The 16,489-nt window shown below is 63.9% G+C and carries 12 protein-coding genes and 1 pseudogene; 10 read left to right on the top strand and 3 right to left on the bottom strand.

Going from position 1 to position 16,489, the window contains the following annotated elements:
- Positions 1-782 precede the first annotated feature (782 nt).
- Positions 783-2,045, top strand: coding sequence for a DNA polymerase IV (dinB, locus tag QAZ22_RS24915; RefSeq protein ID WP_278203379.1), 1,263 nt, complete (start codon positions 783-785; stop codon positions 2,043-2,045).
- 221 nt (positions 2,046-2,266) lie between these two features.
- Here the strand turns inward: dinB and QAZ22_RS24920 are convergent.
- Together QAZ22_RS24920 and QAZ22_RS24925 are read right to left on the bottom strand one after the other, a co-directional pair.
- Positions 2,267-2,553 (bottom strand): annotated as a pseudogene (locus tag QAZ22_RS24920) (GIY-YIG nuclease family protein).
- A gap of 282 nt (positions 2,554-2,835) precedes the next feature.
- Positions 2,836-3,699, bottom strand: coding sequence for an aldose 1-epimerase (locus QAZ22_RS24925; protein ID WP_278203380.1), 864 nt, complete (start codon positions 3,697-3,699; stop codon positions 2,836-2,838).
- Positions 3,700-3,864: 165 nt separating this feature from the next.
- Here QAZ22_RS24925 and QAZ22_RS24930 point away from each other — a divergent pair, with 165 nt between their 5' ends.
- On the top strand, positions 3,865-4,308 hold the full coding sequence (locus QAZ22_RS24930; protein WP_278203381.1) for an SRPBCC family protein: 444 nt from the start codon (positions 3,865-3,867) through the stop codon (positions 4,306-4,308).
- Between the two features lie 438 nt (positions 4,309-4,746).
- Here QAZ22_RS24930 and QAZ22_RS24935 read toward each other — a convergent pair whose 3' ends face one another.
- A complete protein-coding gene (locus tag QAZ22_RS24935; RefSeq protein WP_278203382.1) occupies positions 4,747-6,822 on the bottom strand; it encodes a phospholipase D-like domain-containing protein in 2,076 nt (691 codons plus the stop codon).
- Positions 6,823-7,176: 354 nt separating this feature from the next.
- Here QAZ22_RS24935 and QAZ22_RS24940 point away from each other — a divergent pair, with 354 nt between their 5' ends.
- The 8 genes from QAZ22_RS24940 to QAZ22_RS24975 all read left to right on the top strand — a co-directional run bounded on the left by QAZ22_RS24940 (position 7,177) and on the right by QAZ22_RS24975 (position 16,480).
- Positions 7,177-8,418, top strand: a complete 1,242-nt coding sequence (locus QAZ22_RS24940; RefSeq protein ID WP_278203383.1) for a patatin-like phospholipase family protein — start codon at positions 7,177-7,179, stop codon at positions 8,416-8,418.
- 287 nt (positions 8,419-8,705) lie between these two features.
- Positions 8,706-9,407 carry an SDR family oxidoreductase gene (locus tag QAZ22_RS24945; RefSeq protein WP_278203384.1) on the top strand — a complete coding sequence of 234 codons (702 nt, stop codon included), beginning with the start codon at positions 8,706-8,708 and terminating at the stop codon, positions 9,405-9,407.
- A gap of 71 nt (positions 9,408-9,478) precedes the next feature.
- Entirely contained in the window at positions 9,479-9,940 is a 462-nt protein-coding gene (locus tag QAZ22_RS24950; protein WP_278203385.1) for a hypothetical protein, read from the top strand.
- 269 nt (positions 9,941-10,209) lie between these two features.
- The gene (locus tag QAZ22_RS24955) at positions 10,210-11,706 is read left to right on the top strand and encodes a family 16 glycosylhydrolase (protein WP_278203386.1); all 1,497 of its coding nucleotides are present in this window, start codon (positions 10,210-10,212) and stop codon (positions 11,704-11,706) included.
- A 35-nt stretch (positions 11,707-11,741) separates the two neighbouring features.
- Complete coding sequence (locus QAZ22_RS24960; protein ID WP_278203387.1) at positions 11,742-13,499, top strand: type I secretion system permease/ATPase; 1,758 nt, start codon at positions 11,742-11,744, stop codon at positions 13,497-13,499.
- A gap of 3 nt (positions 13,500-13,502) precedes the next feature.
- Positions 13,503-14,822, top strand: a complete 1,320-nt coding sequence (locus QAZ22_RS24965; protein ID WP_278203388.1) for an HlyD family type I secretion periplasmic adaptor subunit — start codon at positions 13,503-13,505, stop codon at positions 14,820-14,822.
- 120 nt (positions 14,823-14,942) lie between these two features.
- Positions 14,943-15,374: a hypothetical protein gene (locus QAZ22_RS24970; RefSeq protein ID WP_278203389.1), complete on the top strand. Its 432-nt coding sequence runs from the start codon at positions 14,943-14,945 to the stop codon at positions 15,372-15,374.
- Between the two features lie 227 nt (positions 15,375-15,601).
- The gene (locus QAZ22_RS24975) at positions 15,602-16,480 is read left to right on the top strand and encodes an ABC transporter permease (RefSeq protein ID WP_278203390.1); all 879 of its coding nucleotides are present in this window, start codon (positions 15,602-15,604) and stop codon (positions 16,478-16,480) included.
- Positions 16,481-16,489: the final 9 nt, after the last annotated feature.

Below are 16,489 nucleotides of genomic sequence, written 5' to 3' on the forward strand. Positions count from 1 at the left end.
GCCAGCGAGCTCATCCTGGAACGCGACAGAAAGGCGGTCGGCCAGAAACAGGGGAAAACGTGCGGCCAGGGTTTGGATGCAGGGTCGCTAATATTACGATGTACCTAGCCGACTCGCACCAGTCGGTTAGGCCCGGCGGTCGGTGACCCTACCCACCCCAACGGACTGTCGGGCCGCTAGAGCTTCACCGTTTCACGGAAACGGCGAAGCGCTCTATCTCTTTGTTTTGACGCAATTCCGGACGGAAAGCCGCTCACACCTTTCCTGGAATTGCTTTGACTCTTTGTTTTGACGCAATTCCGGGCGGAAAGCCGCTCACACCTTTCCCGGAATTGCTTTAAAGGGGCGCGCCTCAAGCGCCGCGCACCGCCGAGATTTGCCAGCAAAAGCCCACCAGCCGCTGCCAATTTTGCAGCATGGGGCCATGCTCGCGCGTAAAGAGTATATGCGCAGGCGGATCATCCAAAAACCGTAGCGGAAGTTCCTACCTCTTTCCGCCAAGCACCCTAATCCAAAAGGCCGTGAACAAACTCATATTAGAAGCGGCTTCTATTTCGAACATGGGGAGAACAGAAAGGAACCGTCGCAGGGGCGCCGCGGGGCGACTTCGGGCCAGAGATCGCCGCCAGCAAACGCTCCGGTTGTGCGATACTGTGCAAGGTTGCAGATTTCAGCGTGGCGGGTTGACACAAGGCGCCTTTTGTTCTCTTTATGTTCGCCAAATCTCCCTTACGATAGACGCTGCTAATGCTGCAACGCCGCACAAATGGGGACGGAGCGCGATGCCCGCCACGAACGTCGCTTCAGCCGCCACCATCCTGCATGCCGACCTCGACGCCTTCTACGCCTCGGTCGAGCAGCTGCTCGATCCGTCGCTGCGCGGCAAGCCGATCGCGGTCGGCGGCGGCGTGGTGCTGGCCGCCTCCTATGAGGCGAAGGTTTTTGGCGTGCGCGGCGGCATGCCCGGCCGCAAGGCGCGCGAGCTTTGCCCGCAGCTGATCTTCGTCGGCGGCCGCTTCAGCGAATACCAGCGCCTCGGCGACGCCGCGATCAAGGTGCTCGACGATTTCACGCCGCTGGTCGAGCGCATCTCGATCGACGAGGCCTTTGCCGATGTGGCCGGCTGCACGCACCTGTTCGGCTCCGCGGAGGAGATTGCCAGAAGAATCCGCAGCCGCGTGAAGGCCGAGCTCGGCCTGCCGATCTCGATCGGCGTGGCGCGGACGAATCATCTCGCCAAGATCGCGTCGCAGGTGGCGAAGCCCGATGGGCTGGTGGTGGTCGAGCCCGGCACCGAACTCGCCTTCCTGCACGATCTGCCGGTGTCGCTGATGTGGGGCGTCGGCCCGGCGACCAAGGCCAGGCTCGCCGAGATCGGCGTCGAGACCATCGGCCAACTGGCGCGCACCCATGGCGGCGCGCTGGAGCGGCTGATCGGCCATGCCGCCGGCCAGAAGCTTGCGGCGCTTGCCTGGAACCGCGACCCGCGCCGGCTGGAGACGCATCGCCGCGCCCATTCCGCCGGCGCGCAGTCGGCGCTTGGCCGCAAGCCCGCGCTGCCGCGCGTCTTCGTGCCGACGCTCTTGCATCTCGCCGACCGCGTCGCCAGCCGCCTGCGCGCCAAGGACCGGCCGGGCCGCACGGTGACGGTGCGCGTGCGCTTCGCCGACCTGCGCGCGGTCACCCGCTCGGTGACGCTGGAACAGCCGATCCAGGCCACGACGATGCTCGCCGAAATCGCCGAGGAACTGGTGCGCGGCGTGCTCGCCGCCAACCGACACGAGAAGGAGATCTCGCTGCTCGCGATCTCGGTCTCGCATCTGGAAGAAAGTGCCGCGCTGCAGCTCGAACTGCCGCTCGGCCTGGCGGACGAGAAGCTGAAGCCCGGAAGCCGGCGGGGACTCGCCCGCTTCGGCGCCGACCGCGCCGTCGACAAAATCCGCCAGCGCTTCGGCAAGGAGGCTGTCGGCTACGGCGCCGCGGCGCTGGAAGCAGCACGCTCGGTGCCGGATGAATTCAGGGAACTGGCGGAGAAGGAGCTGTGAGGAGCGCTGCTCCCGCGTCTGGCGTTGCAATGTTGGAGATTGGCGAAGGCTGACGTGACGTCCAATCTCCCCCCTTGTGGGGGAGATGTCCGGCAGGACAGAGGGCTTAGGAGCGCCGCCCATCGTCTTCGTCATCCTAGGGCGGAGCAAGGAGCGAAGCGACGCGCGCAGACCCTAGGATCCATGCCGTGACCTGCGGGCGCCACAACGGTGCAGAACCCTCACCATCCGGCTCCGCGAAAGAGTTCAAACCATTCCGGATTGTTCTTCTCGATCAGTTCCACCTTCCATTGGCGTGGCCAGCGCTTCAGCGACTTCTCGCGCTGGATGGCGTCAGCGATGTCGAGTGTTCCTCATACCAGACCAGACGTTGCACGCCGTAGCGGCTGGTGAAGCGCGAGCCCTGACCGGTCTTATGCTCGGGCATGCGACGTCCGAGATCATTGGTGACACCGATATAGATCGTGCCGCCCTTCTGGCTTGCGGTCATGTAGACGTAACCGGTCATGGATCGATGTTAGCTGGCACTGCTGCAAGCGACCATTCTGCACCGTTGCATTCTATGGCCAACGTCACGGCATGGATCCTAGGGTCTGCGCGCGTCGCTTCGCTCCTTGCTCCGCCCTAGGACGAAGGAAGGGTTGGCACGCCTCTGTCCTGCCGGACATCTCCCCACTTGGGGGAGATCAGCAGCTTAGGCGCTTTCGCCAATCTCCAATGCTTCCAGAATTACGCCTTCGCCGACGGCGCCCATCCCCTCAAGGGGCAGATTACGCTCCGCCGCCAGCGCTCAGTCAGTCTCCGCAATCTGCCAGTCCAATATCATGCCGGCGCTCATCGTCTCCCCATCGTCCAGCGCCGTCAGCCCTTCGCCGTGATGCGCGTCGACCAGGTGCGAGACCGGTTCGAAGCAGAAGAAGCCGGCATCAGCTGACGGCGAATAGAGGATGTAGACGGCAAGCTCCGGCGAGGCGCTCAGCGCAATCTTGATCCCATCCTCGAGCTGCGTGATCGAGGCGCGGCGGTCCCAGCCGTCGAAAGCGTTGTTCACCCACTCCAGCGGCAGCGGAATGGGGCGCTCGAAATCCCAGTCCGGACGCTCGCTCACCGGCACGACGCCGACAGGCAAATGGCGCTCGTCCTCAAGCCAGACGCGCCTGGCCCTTGCCTGCAGCAGCGTCGTGTCGCCACGTGGGAACCAGGGATGGAAGCCGAGACCGTAAGGCAAGCGCATGCCGGCGCGGTTCTCCACCGTGAGCTTGGCCTCGAGTGACCCATCGCGCAGCGCATAGGCGACCGATGCGGCATAACGATAAGGTCCGATCGCGCCGTCTTCGAGCACCAGCTCCGCCTCGGTGTCGGTGCGGCGCGCAAGCCGCCACGGTTTCTGGAAACCGTCGCCGTGGATCGGAAAGGCTTCGCCCGGCACGTTCGGCGGGACGGCATGGAAGCGGCCGTCGAAGGTGAAGCCGCCGCCGGAAATGCGGTTCGACCACGGCACCAGGAGCTGGCAGCCGGACGCGCCGGCGCCATCGCCTGGCTTGAGCAGCGCGACCGGCGCGCTGCCGATGACCAGCGCGTCGTAGCGGGCGATCGCCGCGCCGTTTTCCGGCGCCAAGACCAGCCGGGCGCGGCCGTCATCAAGCTCCACCATGCAGGTCCTCCTCGATGGCGATGTCGCCGCTCTTCTTTATGCGAACTGCCGGATGAAGAGATGCAAAGTCCTCGACCGCTTTCAAAAATCTTCTCCATCGATGTCGGGCTGGCCAAGCCTCGTTCGTCATAGGAGCATAGACCGGCAATCAACAGGAGAAACGATATGCCCAGCACTGTCCGCCTGCATCGCGTCCTCGCTACCAAGCCCGAGAAAGTCTATCGCGCCTTCGTCGAGGCGGACGCGCTGGCGAAATGGCTTCCGCCGAACGGCTTCACCTGCACCGTCCATCATTTCGAGGGGAAGGTCGGCGGCAATTTCAAAATGTCCTTCCGCAACTTCACCACGGGCGAGAGCCATTCCTTCGGCGGCGACTATGTCGAGCTCGTCCCGGGCGAGCTCGTGCGCTACACGGACAAGTTCGACGATCCCAACCTGCCCGGCGAGATGCAGGTGACCGTGAGCCTGAAGAAGGTCTCGGTCGGCACGGAGATGGAGATCACCCAGGCCGGCATTCCGGACGCCATTCCGGCCGAAGCCTGCTATCTCGGCTGGCAGGAATCGCTCAAGAACCTGGCAAGGCTCGTCGAGCCAGAGATCAATCAGTAGAGGCCGATCGCGAGCGGTCGGCGCCGATTTTGACATTGAAGCATAAAGCGGCGGAGCGCCTAATCTCCCCCTTGTTTGGCTACGCTGTGTACACATCTTCTGTGACTGGCGTGACTGATCGACCTGAGGCTTGATTGCCACGTGGTTCCCCCAATCCGTCGCTGCTTCGCAGCGCCACCTTTCCCCCCTCCGGAGGGAAAGGAAGGGAGCCTTGCTGGACGAGCGTTGACGGCAAGAAGCTTGGCGCCTTTCCTCTACCCCGTCGATCGGGGGAGAGGTGGCTCGGCGAAGCCGAGACGGAGTGGGGGTCGAGCAGCGCTACATTAGACAATGCATGCGCCAAGCCGCCATGCACGCTATCGCCAAAGACCAGCCGCTTGGAAATGTGTACATCTTGTTTGGGGGAGATTGCGCTCCGCCGCCGTCGCTCACTACCCCTTACGACAGAAAATAGTCGCGGCTGGTCGGGATCGGATTCGGTTTGAACCAGCGCGCCTGCCAATCGGCGGTGGTCCTCAGGAACCCGCCCGAATTGGCGACCGGCGGCTTTCCCGTCTCAAGCAACGACTTGCGCAGCCTGTCCGAGAGTTTCGCCCGCATCAGATAGTGATCGTAGACATCCAGGACATGGACCGCATAGGCGATCGCAAGCGGCTGGTTGCCACGAATGACAAGCAGGTTCTCGTCGTTCTGGTAGGAGGCCTTGTAGCCGAAGTTGTGGCTGCCGGTGATCACCGTGCAGCGCTCGGCGTCCAGCGGATCTATGACGATGATCTTGTCATGGATGATGGCATGGCCGGCCGATAGCAGCTCCGGCCGCAAGTCCCCGGTCTGCATTGTGACAGCGGCGGCGCGGATGACCGCGATGCGGCTGGCATCGCCTCCCGGCCACCAGACGGCCGGCTGCGGCAGTTTCTTCGTCGTTCCATCGGGCGCTGTGTAGGTTGTGGGCTCGCCGGCCCTGGCCCGCGGCGGCAGGGCCTTCGGGTCGCTCACCGCCCCCTGGACCAGGAGTTCCGGGCGCTCGGCGGCAAGCTTCGCCGCCTCACCGATGATGTTCTGGACGCCGTTGTAGCCGGGCAGGAAAGCCAGGAACAGGATCGCGTGGTTGGCGTGCTCCATCAGCGAATAGACCCGGCTGAGATCGACGGGCGTCGGTGAATCGGCGTTCTTCGTCTTCGCCTTGGTGTTCGGCGAGAACAGGACTTCTACGCTGGCGCCGCCGGCGAGAGTAGCTGGTTTGGCGGGCGTTGCGTTCGCCGCGCGGAGCGCGGCTCCCTGCACGCCGTTGTTCTTTTCGAAGCCCGTCAGCGGCTTTTTCTTGTAGGTGATGGTGAGCTCCTGGCCGGCCGGTTGCGGATCTTCGAGCAGGCGCTTCCAATAGGCCAGATATTGTGCGGCTACCTGCTTGTCGTCGATGATGATGGCGTTGTTGGACTGCGTGCACAGGCCGGTTTCGGTCCAGTTCGTGCTGCCGGTCAGGACGGATTTCGCAACGCCGTTCTCCACATAGACGGCGAATTTGTTGTGACCGATATGCGCCGTGTTGTTGAAGAGCCTGTCCTGCACATTGGCGGCCGAGGCCCCGTGCAGGCCGGCGCGCGCCGCATGGTTCTCGGTATCCCAGACGACAGGCTGCTTCTGCTCGGGCGGCGTCTTCGGCGGGTTCGGGTCAGTGGAGCCCGCCGTCGACAGGATAACATGTGCCTTGCCTGCCTTGGTCAGCTTCGTCAGGCGCTCGATGAGTTCCGGATCATGCAACTCATAAAGAGCCATGTAGAGTTCGGCGCCCCTTTTCTTTTCGGCGCGATCGATCATCGACAGGAGGAACCCCAGCACATCGGCGGTGAGAAAGGTTCTGATCTCGTCGTCCTTGATCGGGATGTGCTTCAGCAGCGTCTTCAACAGGCCGGGCGTGATCTTGGTGGTCGGGCCGGCGGCAACGTTCTTGGGCTTGTTTCCCTGGACCGCCTCCAGCTGCTGCAGGAGATTTTGGGTGGACAGTATGCCGTTCGTGTAGGTGGCACGCACGCCGGCGTAGTCATGCGTGACGTCGATTGACAGCGTGTCGATGGGATCACCGACCTTGGCCAATGGATGCTGCGGCCCCTGATAACGAGGTTTGCCCTTGTCGTCGAGAAAGGGCGCGGTCGGCGACGCCGGAAGCGCAGGGCGCCCCGGGCCCGCCAGGCCCACGGGCGTGATCTCGTAGTGGACCCTGAAGTCGATGGGGCGCACCTTGGCCGTGTCGCGCGAACGCCGCAGCGTCAGGTCGCGCCATTCATATTGCTGGATCGGCCAGACCGAGCTGTCCTGGTCCAGCCAATCCGGATTGGATTGGTCGGTAAAACCGATCCACGTGGGCAGTATTCGGCGCTGCCCGGCGTCCGGACCCGTCTCATGTACGCGCGTTATCATGAAACCAACGCAATCGGCGATCGGCCCGTCGGCCTGCCACGACAGATAGGCGACCTCGCCGTTGCACCAAGCACGCGCCTTGATCAGCTTCCCCATGCCTCACCCCTCCGACGGCAAGCAAACGATACTTCTCTACTTACCTTGCGCTCTCTTCGAACATACAACTATTTCGCCGGCAAACGGCCAAAGCGCCTAATTCAACCTCATTTCGGTATGTAATACTTTGGTTTATTATGCTCGCAGATTTTCAAGACAACAACATGTGATCTATTTCACAGTTCCCTAATGAAATTTCGGCACCTTCGGCCTCTGCCCGTTTGCGCTCGATGGCCGGCCGGGTATGCTCGTCGCCTACGACACGCCGGACGGGCGCCGGCGCTCGGGCACCAAGGTGACCGTCGACTGGTTCGCATAAGCTCGCCGGACGGCGGGGAGGCAGGGGGGACTACAATGGGCCCGGATACGGTCGAGGTCTTATCCGCGAACGGGGAGACGGCAACCCGCCAGGGCCTCGGCCTCTGCCTCTCGGGCGGCGGCTACCGCGCCATGCTCTTCCATGCCGGCGTGCTCGCGCGGCTCAGCGAGGCCGGGCTGCTCGGCAAGCTCGACATGGTGAGCTCGGTCTCCGGAGGATCGATCGCCGCCGGCCTGCTCGCCGTCATGTGGCCGAGGCTGGGCGTCGGCGACGACGGTGTCGCGGCCAATTTCGACGTCTATCTCAACAAGATCCTCGCCTTCTCGGAAGTCTTCCTCGATTTCCCCTCGACCCTCAAGGGCATCCTCAATCCGTTTTCCAGCGCGGCACACGAAGTTGCCGCCTGCTACGAGCGGCATCTGTTCGATGGCTCGAGGCCGATGCTGAAGAGCCTGGTCGACCGTCCATGGTTCGTATTCTGCTCCAGCAATCTCGGCACCGGCTCGCTGTTTCGCATGTCGAACCGATACATCGCCGACTACCGGATCGGCATGGCCGAGGATGCCGATCTTCCGGTCGCGACGGCGATCGCGGCGTCCTCGGCCTTTCCGCCGTTCCTGTCGCCGCTGAGACTGGGCCTCGTTCCATCCCAATGGAAAGACAAGAAGCTGGACCCCACGGTAGGACCGCGGATCGGCAAGGCGCGCCGCGCCGTGCTCACCGATGGCGGCGTCTACGACAATCACGGCATCGAGCCGGCGCTAAAACGCTGCCGCTGGCTTTTGGTCAGCGACGCCGGCGCGCCGTGGAGCGAATCCAGACGCGGCTACTGGAACTGGTTCTCGCAGTTGAAGCGCGTGCTCGACACCACCGACAACCAGGTCCGCTCGCTCAGGCGGCGCGATCTCAGCGCCCGTTTCCAGGCGGCGAAGGACGCCGACGAAAAGGCCTCGCCCAACGATCGCACAAGGCTCGAGAACGCGGCCACCCGCGGCGTCTACTGGTCTATCGCCAGCAAGCCGGACGCGACCGAACCGACCTTCGTGCGGAGTGCGGCTACTGCGCCCGCCGATATCGGCACCTCGCTGCATTTCCTCGGGGCCAAGGAAACGGTCGACCTCGTCAACTGGGGCTATTGCGCCAGCGACCAGGCCCTGCGCGCCTGGTACGAGCCGGCGGTGGTCGCCGGCAAGGGCGTGCCGCTGGAAGCAGGCGCGGTGAAGCCCGGCCGGTGCGCGGTGGTGTCGAAGACGCTGATGAGTGCCTTCAAGGTGTGAGGGGTGGAACTGCTAATCTCCCCCCTTGTGGGGGAGATGTCGCCGAAGGCGACAGAGGGGGTCGTCTCACGTAGAGCGCCAGCCTGTCCTGCAACTTCAAGAAGACGCTGGCGCTTCACGCGCGGCGACCCCCTCTGGCCGCTTTGCGGCCATCTCCCCCTCAAGGGGGGAGATAACGCGCTCCGCCCTTGGCGCAATCCAAACCGGTTCGTGCTTTCCCGGCTCCATGCTAACAGGGGCGCCTTCATCAACAGGCGGCCTCCCCGCCTCAACGAATGGATAGAGAGATGGCGGACAAAGTAGCTCTGGTGACGGCGGGCGGCAGCGGCATGGGGGCGGCGGCGGCGAAGCGGCTGGCGGCGGATGGCTTCAAGGTCGGCGTGCTGTCCTCCTCCGGCAAGGGCGAGGCGCTGGGCAACGAACTCGGTGGCTTCGGCGTCACCGGCTCCAACCAGTCGAAGGAGGATTTGAGGCGTCTTACCGACGGCGCGCTCGAACGCTGGGGCCGCATCGACGTCCTGGTCAACAGCGCCGGGCACGGGCCGCGCGCGCAGATCATCGAGATCAGCGACGAGGACTGGCACAAGGGCATCGACACCTATTTCCTCAACGTCGTGCGCCCGACCCGGCTGGTGACGCCGGTGATGCAAAAACAGAAGTCGGGCGCCATCATCAACATCTCGACCGCCTGGGCGTTCGAGCCGAGCGTCGCCTTCCCGACCTCGGCGGTGGCGCGCGCCGGGCTCGCCGCCTTCACCAAGATCTTCGCCGACACCTATGCGCCCGACAACATCCGCATAAACAACGTGCTGCCCGGCTGGATCGACAGCCTGCCCGCCGTGGAAGAGCGCCGCCAGAGCGTGCCGATGAAGCGCTACGGCACATCGGAGGAAGTGGCGGCGACGATTTCCTTCCTCGCTTCCGACGGCGCGGCCTACATCACCGGCGAGAACATCCGCGTCGACGGCGGATTGATGCGGGGGTATTGAGCGCTTGAATGGAGCCTTGCCTCCGTTCGCAATTGCCCGTTTGATTTCAAATGCGGCCCTGGAGAGGCCAAATGGATGAGAGGGTCGAACAGCTTCGAAGCGCTGAGCGAGCCAGGATTGCTGGAGAGGCGATTGTCGCCCACCTTCTGGATGCTGCGTTTGCAGTTGTTTCTTACAATGATTTCCATCGGCGGTTCGGCCCGCTTCCTCATCCGCCTCCGATAGATTTAGATATCCTGAGGCACCGTTACTCCTGGGGCGAAATCAGCGAAGCATGCCGCAAGGCAAGGGCTCTTTTGCAGGATGCCTACCAAGTCGGCGACGATCTACTATCAGGGCGATCTACGCGTGCTGAGGCCGCCCGCAAGCTGCGGCAGAGTCATCCCGGCTTCTCCGAGAAGTGTTACGAGGACACCATCGGCCAAGGATGCTTCATGGCCGCTGACACCGGCTGTTTGCGCCCTCTTCCCAAGAGGGTGACTCCCTCCGCTCATTCGAACCGTCGCTCGGATGAGACCGCCGAGCCGCGATAAATGCATTCATCCGCGCCGGCCTGCCCAATCTTTCGGCAGGGGTTTCTTGCAATATTGAGTAAAATTTACTAAGGCTCGCGCTTAGATTGCATTAGAACTCCCTTATTCTATCCTGCTTAAAGAATTGATCGCTGAAATGTATTTTTTGTCTGTACTATAGGACGAATCCTTGGAACGATAACCTGAATTACAAGTTGATCCACAGCGATCGGTCGAAAACGCGCATCGGCCGGTTCAAGTGAGATGACGCTCCACGGAGGGTTCGGACTATGACCACCATCGTCAACGCGGTAGGCGTTCCTCTTGCCTATAGCGGCACGTCCACCCATTGGTTCTCGGCATCAGGGTCCGGGCCGGATTTGTGGGGCACCTCCGGCAATGACACCTTCTATGGAGCCTCCGGCGTCAACGTCACCATGCATGGCAGCTATGGCGATGACATCTATTACCTCTATGCCGCGGGCAACAAGGTGGCCGAGGGCTATGGGGCAGGCATCGACACGATCAGCACATGGATGAGCTACAAGCTCCCCGCCAATGTCGAGAACCTCATCGTCACCAACGCCAAGAACTTCGCCTTCGGAAACGACCTGGACAACATCATCACCGCCAAGGCCGGCCATCAGACGCTGGACGGCGGCAAGGGCAATGACGTGCTGATCGACGGCGGCGGCGGTTACGACACCTTCATCATCGCAAAGGGCAATGGAAGCGACCTGATCGCCAATTTTGCCGCGACCGACACCGTCCGCCTCGATGGCTATGGGTTCACTTCCTTCGATGCCATTCACTCGAACATGGTCCAGGCGGGATCGAACGTGATCCTGAACCTCGGATCGGGCGAGATCCTCGAGTTCAAGGACACCACCGTCGACAAATTCCTGCCCAGCCAGTTCGAGCTGCCGATCGACAAGTCCGGAATGACGCTGTCCTTCAGCGACGAGTTCAACACGCTGAACCTGCACAACAGCCAAGGCGGCACCTGGGACACCAACTTCTGGTGGGGCGCGCCGAATGGCAGCACGCTCACCCGGAACAACGAGCTGCAGTGGTATATCGACGCCAATTACGCGCCGACGAGCTCGGTCCATCCGTTCAGCGTCAACAACGGCGTTCTCACCATCACCGCGGCGCAGGCGCCGGCGGATATCAAGCCGCTGATTAACAATTACGAATACACCTCCGGCATCCTGACCACGCACGACACCTTCTCGCAGACCTACGGCTATTTCGAAATGCGCGCCGATCTGCCGGAGAACGCCGGCGCCTGGCCGGCCTTCTGGCTGCTGCCCGAGGACGGCTCGTGGCCGCCGGAGCTGGACGTCGTGGAGATGTACGGCCAGAGCCCGAATTCACTGCTGATGACCGCGCATACGCTTCAGACCGGGACGCACACCACGGTCGGGTCCACGGTGAATGTCATGGATACCGCAGGTTTCCACACCTATGGCCTGCTGTGGACGCCGGACAAGCTGGTGTGGACCTATGACGGCGTGCAGGTCGCGGAGGCGGCGACGCCGTCCGACATGAACAAGCCGATGTACATGCTGGTCGATCTCGCGGTCGGCGGTCAGGCCGGCGCGCCGCCGGACCATCTGGCGACGCCGGCTCAGATGAAGATCGACTACATCCACGCCTACACGCTGGACAGCGCGCCGGCGACCGCGCTGAGCGTCGCCAGCAGCAGCACCACCACGCAGAGCGTAGCCACGCACAGTATCGCCGTCAGCACGCACGGCGGTTCCGAGTTCGGGGGCCACTCATAAGGTCCCGGGATCATGCAGCAGCGGGGAATGGGCGAATGACTGGACCGTCGAGCCTGCGGCCGGTCTTCCTGCGCGCCGTCACCGATGTCGGCGTCTTCTCGTTGCTGATCAACATCCTGCTGCTGGTGATCCCACTCTACCTGCTGCAGGTCTATGACCGCGTGCTGCCGTCCTCGAGCGTCGAGACGCTCCTTTACCTCTCGCTCATCGCGGTTCTGGCGCTCGCCTTCCTCGGCTTCCTCGACGCGGTGCGCGCCGTCTACACGCAGCGCGTCGCTGCGACCGTCGACCGTAAGCTGGGCGCCAAAACGTTCGCCCTTTCGCTTGCCGCCAAACAAGCCGGCGGCCTGTCGCCGCTGCACGACCTCGCCTCGGTCTGCGCCTTCATCCGCTCGCGCGGCGTGGCGGTGCTGTTCGACCTGCCCTTCGCGCCCGTCTTCCTCGCTCTGCTCTACCTCATCCATCCGGTCCTGTTCTGGGTGACGCTCGCCGGCACCGTGCTGCTCGTCGCGCTGGTCGTCGCAAACCAGCTTGCCATCGGCAGGAACGATGCCTTGTCCGCGGAACGTTCGGCATTGGCTGCCCAAGCGGAACAGGTCTTTGCCCGCAACGCCGAAACGCTGCGCGCCATGGGCATGGTCGGGAACGCCGCGCGGGTCTGGGGACGGCATGTCGGCGATGCGCTCGTCCTGCACGACCGCTCAGCGAGCGCCAATGCGATCTTCAGCGGCACTTCCAGGGCGCTGCGCATGATGCTGCAGCTCGCGATCCTCGGCGCCGGCGCGTGGCTGGTGCTCGAGGGGCAGATGACGGCCGGAATGATCTTCGCCTCCTCGCTGGTGTCGTCGCGCGCGATGCAGCCGCTCGACCAGCTGATCGGCGCCTGGCGGCAGATCGTCGAGGCCAGGCGAGCCTGGAAGCGGCTGGATACGGCGCTTGCGGCGCATCCGGCCGAAGTGCGGAAACTGACCCTGCCCGATCCGTCCGGCGCGATCGCCGTGCAGGACGTCTTCTTCATGGCGCCGAATGCTCGGCCCGGCACCGAGCCGATCCTCAAGCGGCTGAACTTCCAGATCGGCGCCGGCGAGGCGGTGGCGATCGTCGGCCCGAGCGGCGCCGGCAAATCCACTTTGGCGCGGCTGCTTGTCGGCGCTGCCCAGCCGACCGGCGGCGCGGTCAGGATCGACAGCGCCGATCTCCGAACCTGGGACGAAGACCAGCTCGGAAAATACATCGGCTATCTCGCGCAGGAGGTGGAGCTTTTCCCCGGATCGATCGGCGAAAACGTCGCCCGCTTCGACGCGCAGGCGGATGACGCCGCGATCATCGAGGCGGCACGGCGTGCCCAGGCGCATGAGGTGATCCTGGCGCTGCGCGACGGCTACCAGACCAAGGTCGGCCCGTCGGACAGAACGCTGTCGGGCGGCGAGCGCCAGCGGATCGGGCTGGCGCGCGCCTTCTACGGCAATCCGCGCATCCTGGTGCTCGACGAGCCCAGCACCCATCTCGACGGCAGCGGCGAAGCGGCGCTCGAAACGGTGCTTGCCGCCGCGCGGATCGCAGGCGTCACGACCATCGTCATCACGCATCGCCCTTCGATCGCCGCCGCCTGCAACCGCGTGATGCTTTTGCGCGGCGGCGTCATCGAAGCCTTCGGCCCGAGCGCCGAGGTGCTGCGGCAGTCAATTGCCGACAAAGGCGCCGGCAAGACCGCCGCCGCGCAGCAGGGCACGGTGGTGACGGGCTCGTTCGCCCCGACGATCCGCGCGCACGGCGTCCGGCTGGGATCGTAGACGATGACGATTGAGAGCCTCGCCTGGGACAGCCGGCCACGCACCGACTTCCGGCGCGTGGCCTTCGCCGGATATGCCGCAGTCGCACTCTTCGTCGGCTGCTTCGGCTATTGGGGAGCAAGCGCGCCGCTGTCCGGCGCGGTGATCACGCAGGGCACGATCTCGGCGACCGGCGGCAATATCCTCATCCAGCAGCCAGAGGGCGGCATCATCCAGCAACTGCTCGTCCATGAAGGGGACCGCGTGGAGCAAGGCCAGGACCTGATCCTCCTCGACCGGACGGCGGCGCAGGCGGACCTCAACCGGCTGACCAGGCAGTCGATCGCGCTCAAGGCGAGCGCGGCGCGGCTGGAGGCCGAACGCGACGGGCTGGACAGGCTGGCGCCGATCACCGACGCGGCACCGGCGCCGTTCCAGCAGGACTTCCAGAATCTCATCCGCGAGCAGCAGAAGGAGTTCGACGCCAGGCTTGCCCGCTTCCGCTCTGAACAGTCGATCATGGCGCAGCGGATCGCCATGCATCGCGAGTCGGTCGTCGGCCTGAATGCCCAGAAGCTCGCCATCGAGCAGCAGTCCGAAGTGGTGAAGAAGGAGCTCGGCATCAAGACCGGCCTCTTGGACAAGGGGCTCACCAACCGCACCGAGTACTCCCAGCTTTTGCGCTCGGAGGCCGATCTCGTCGGGCAGGCCGGCGCGCTGGAGGCAAACCTCGCCGCGGCCAACAGCCAGATCGTCGAAGCCCAGGTGCAGGTCGAGCGCCTGACCACGCAACGGGTAGAAGAGGCACTGGGCAAGCTCGATGAGGTCCGCACCAACCTCGCCGACATCGGGGAACAGATGCGGGCGGCCGAGGCGGTGCTTCGGCGCACGACGATCAAGGCGCCGGCGGCGGGCATCGTAGTGTCGTCGACCTATAATTCGAAAGGCAGCGTGATCGCCCCCGGCGAGAAGATCATGGAGATCCTGCCCACCGCATCTGGCCTCAACGTCGATGCCAAGCTGCGGCCGAAGGACGTCGACCAAGTGCGCGTCGGCCAGCTGGCGAAACTCAGACTTTCGGCGCTGAACATGCGCCTGACGCCCGAAGTGTCGGCAACGGTCACGCAGATCTCCGCCGACCGGCTGGTCGACCAGGTCACGCACGAACCCTATTTCCGCGCCAAGCTGAAGATCGCCGATACCCTGCCGCCCGGCGTGAAGGCCGAGCAGCTTTATCCCGGGACGCCGGTCGAAGCCTTCATCAGCACCGGCGACCGGACCTTCTTCCAGTATCTCGCCCGGCCGATGATGGATTCCTTCGCGCGGGCGTTCGCGGAGCGGTAGCAGACAAGCGTACCCCGCGGCTCGCGAGCCCTGGAACCAAAGACGTGCGAGACTGTTCAGCTATAGCTGACGCCGACGTGCCCGCCGGTTGGGCAAGCGGCGATCTCGAGGAGTCTCATCATGTCCAGATTTCGTTCAGTCGCGGTTGCGGTCATCGCGGCCGCAGGAATTAGCTTTGCCAGTGCCGCGCACGCCGACACCGGTTCGATCCGCTTCTCCGTCTACAAGGCTGCCTTCTTCATCGGCGGCGCCGGCGGCGAAGGCACGCTGACCTTCCATGGTCGCCGCTATCCCATCTCGATCGGCGGCATCTCGGGCGGCCTCGCCTTCGGCGCCTCCAAGACCTATTTCCAAGGCACCGTGCGCCATATTCGCCGCGCCCGGGACGTAACGGGGGTGTACGGCGCGGCAGGCGGCGGCGGCGCGCTCGGCAGGGGAGCCCAGGTCATCGTCATGACCAACGACAAGGGCGCCGAACTCCAACTCACGGGCCGGCAGGTGGGCCTGCAGGTCAACGCCGATCTCAGCGGCATGAGCATAGGGCTGAGGTAAGGGCGGTCACCCCGCTCGCCGTTCCTGGACGGGCCTGATTTGCCAGGGCGAGCCGCTGGCGGCACGACCGCCCTCAGCTCCCCTGCACTGCCTTTGGCGCAATCGCGAGCACCGGTCTGGCAGAATGGAATTTGGACCGCCGCCTGTGGACATGGCGGCGGCAATGAAACAATCTTCACTGCGGGAACAAGAAGCGCTTCGAAGAAAGCGCGGACCTTCGGGTGTGCATGAAAAATCGATGGACCTTGTATGATCCACGGCTGGCCTGGATGCTGATCGCGCCGGTGCTGTTGCTGCTGATCTTCTTCCTGGTGCTGCCGATCGCAGTGATGGCGGCCTACACCTTCTTCACCTTCGTCACCGCCGGCGTGGAGACCAGCCAGCTCACGAGCGCCAACTGGCACGAATTCCTCACCGACAGCTACTATCACGGCTTCCTCTTGAAGACGCTGAGGGTCGGCGCCATCACCGCCCTGCTCTGCGGCGTGCTCGGTTATTTTCCGGCCTATTTCATCTGGGCCACCAGCTTCAAGCACAAGTGGCTGCTTTTGCTTCTGCTGATCGTGCCGTTCTGGATCAGCTTCACCATCCGCACCTTTTCCTGGATCAACATCCTGGGCGAACAGGGCGTCATCAACGTCGCGCTCATGAAAATGGGCATCATCAGCGAGCCGCTGCCGATGCTCTACACCGAGGGGGCGGTGATCATGGGGCTGCTGCACTTCCTGCTGCCCTACATGATCCTCAACGTCTATGTCAGCCTGGAAAGCATCGACCGCACGCTGATTTCGGCGGCCCGCTCGATGGGCTGCACCAGCGCGCAGGCGTTCCGCGAGGTCACGCTGCCGCTCTCCCTGCCAGGCCTAGCGGCAGGCCTGCTGCTCTGCTTCGTGCTGGCCGCCGGCAGCTACGTGACGCCGCAGCTTCTGGGATCGGGGCGCGACGCGCTGTTCGGCAATCTGATCTACGACACCATCATGGGCGAGCTGAACTGGCCGATGGGCGCCACGCTTTCCATCGTGCTGTTCGTCGTGCTCGGCTTCTTCGCCGCCATCTACACCCGCTACATGGGCATGTCGCAGATCGTGAAAGGCCTTGGAGGATGACGGGGATTG

The sequence above is a fragment of the Mesorhizobium sp. WSM4906 genome (genome assembly GCF_029674625.1).
Lineage (GTDB): Bacteria > Pseudomonadota > Alphaproteobacteria > Rhizobiales > Rhizobiaceae > Mesorhizobium.

What these genes read in the sequence shown, in the direction of transcription:
- dinB (WP_278203379.1), top strand. Translation starts at nt 783, where the DNA reads ATGCCCGCCACGAACGTCGCTTCAGCCGCCACCATCCTGCATGCCGAC.
- QAZ22_RS24925 (WP_278203380.1), bottom strand. Translation starts at nt 3,699, where the DNA reads ATGGTGGAGCTTGATGACGGCCGCGCCCGGCTGGTCTTGGCGCCGGAA.
- QAZ22_RS24940 (WP_278203383.1), top strand. Translation starts at nt 7,177, where the DNA reads ATGGGCCCGGATACGGTCGAGGTCTTATCCGCGAACGGGGAGACGGCA.
- QAZ22_RS24970 (WP_278203389.1), top strand. Translation starts at nt 14,943, where the DNA reads ATGTCCAGATTTCGTTCAGTCGCGGTTGCGGTCATCGCGGCCGCAGGA.
- QAZ22_RS24950 (WP_278203385.1), top strand. Translation starts at nt 9,479, where the DNA reads ATGGATGAGAGGGTCGAACAGCTTCGAAGCGCTGAGCGAGCCAGGATT.
- QAZ22_RS24965 (WP_278203388.1), top strand. Translation starts at nt 13,503, where the DNA reads ATGACGATTGAGAGCCTCGCCTGGGACAGCCGGCCACGCACCGACTTC.
- QAZ22_RS24975 (WP_278203390.1), top strand. Translation starts at nt 15,602, where the DNA reads ATGAAAAATCGATGGACCTTGTATGATCCACGGCTGGCCTGGATGCTG.
- QAZ22_RS24930 (WP_278203381.1), top strand. Translation starts at nt 3,865, where the DNA reads ATGCCCAGCACTGTCCGCCTGCATCGCGTCCTCGCTACCAAGCCCGAG.
- QAZ22_RS24945 (WP_278203384.1), top strand. Translation starts at nt 8,706, where the DNA reads ATGGCGGACAAAGTAGCTCTGGTGACGGCGGGCGGCAGCGGCATGGGG.
- QAZ22_RS24960 (WP_278203387.1), top strand. Translation starts at nt 11,742, where the DNA reads ATGACTGGACCGTCGAGCCTGCGGCCGGTCTTCCTGCGCGCCGTCACC.
- QAZ22_RS24955 (WP_278203386.1), top strand. Translation starts at nt 10,210, where the DNA reads ATGACCACCATCGTCAACGCGGTAGGCGTTCCTCTTGCCTATAGCGGC.
- QAZ22_RS24935 (WP_278203382.1), bottom strand. Translation starts at nt 6,822, where the DNA reads ATGGGGAAGCTGATCAAGGCGCGTGCTTGGTGCAACGGCGAGGTCGCC.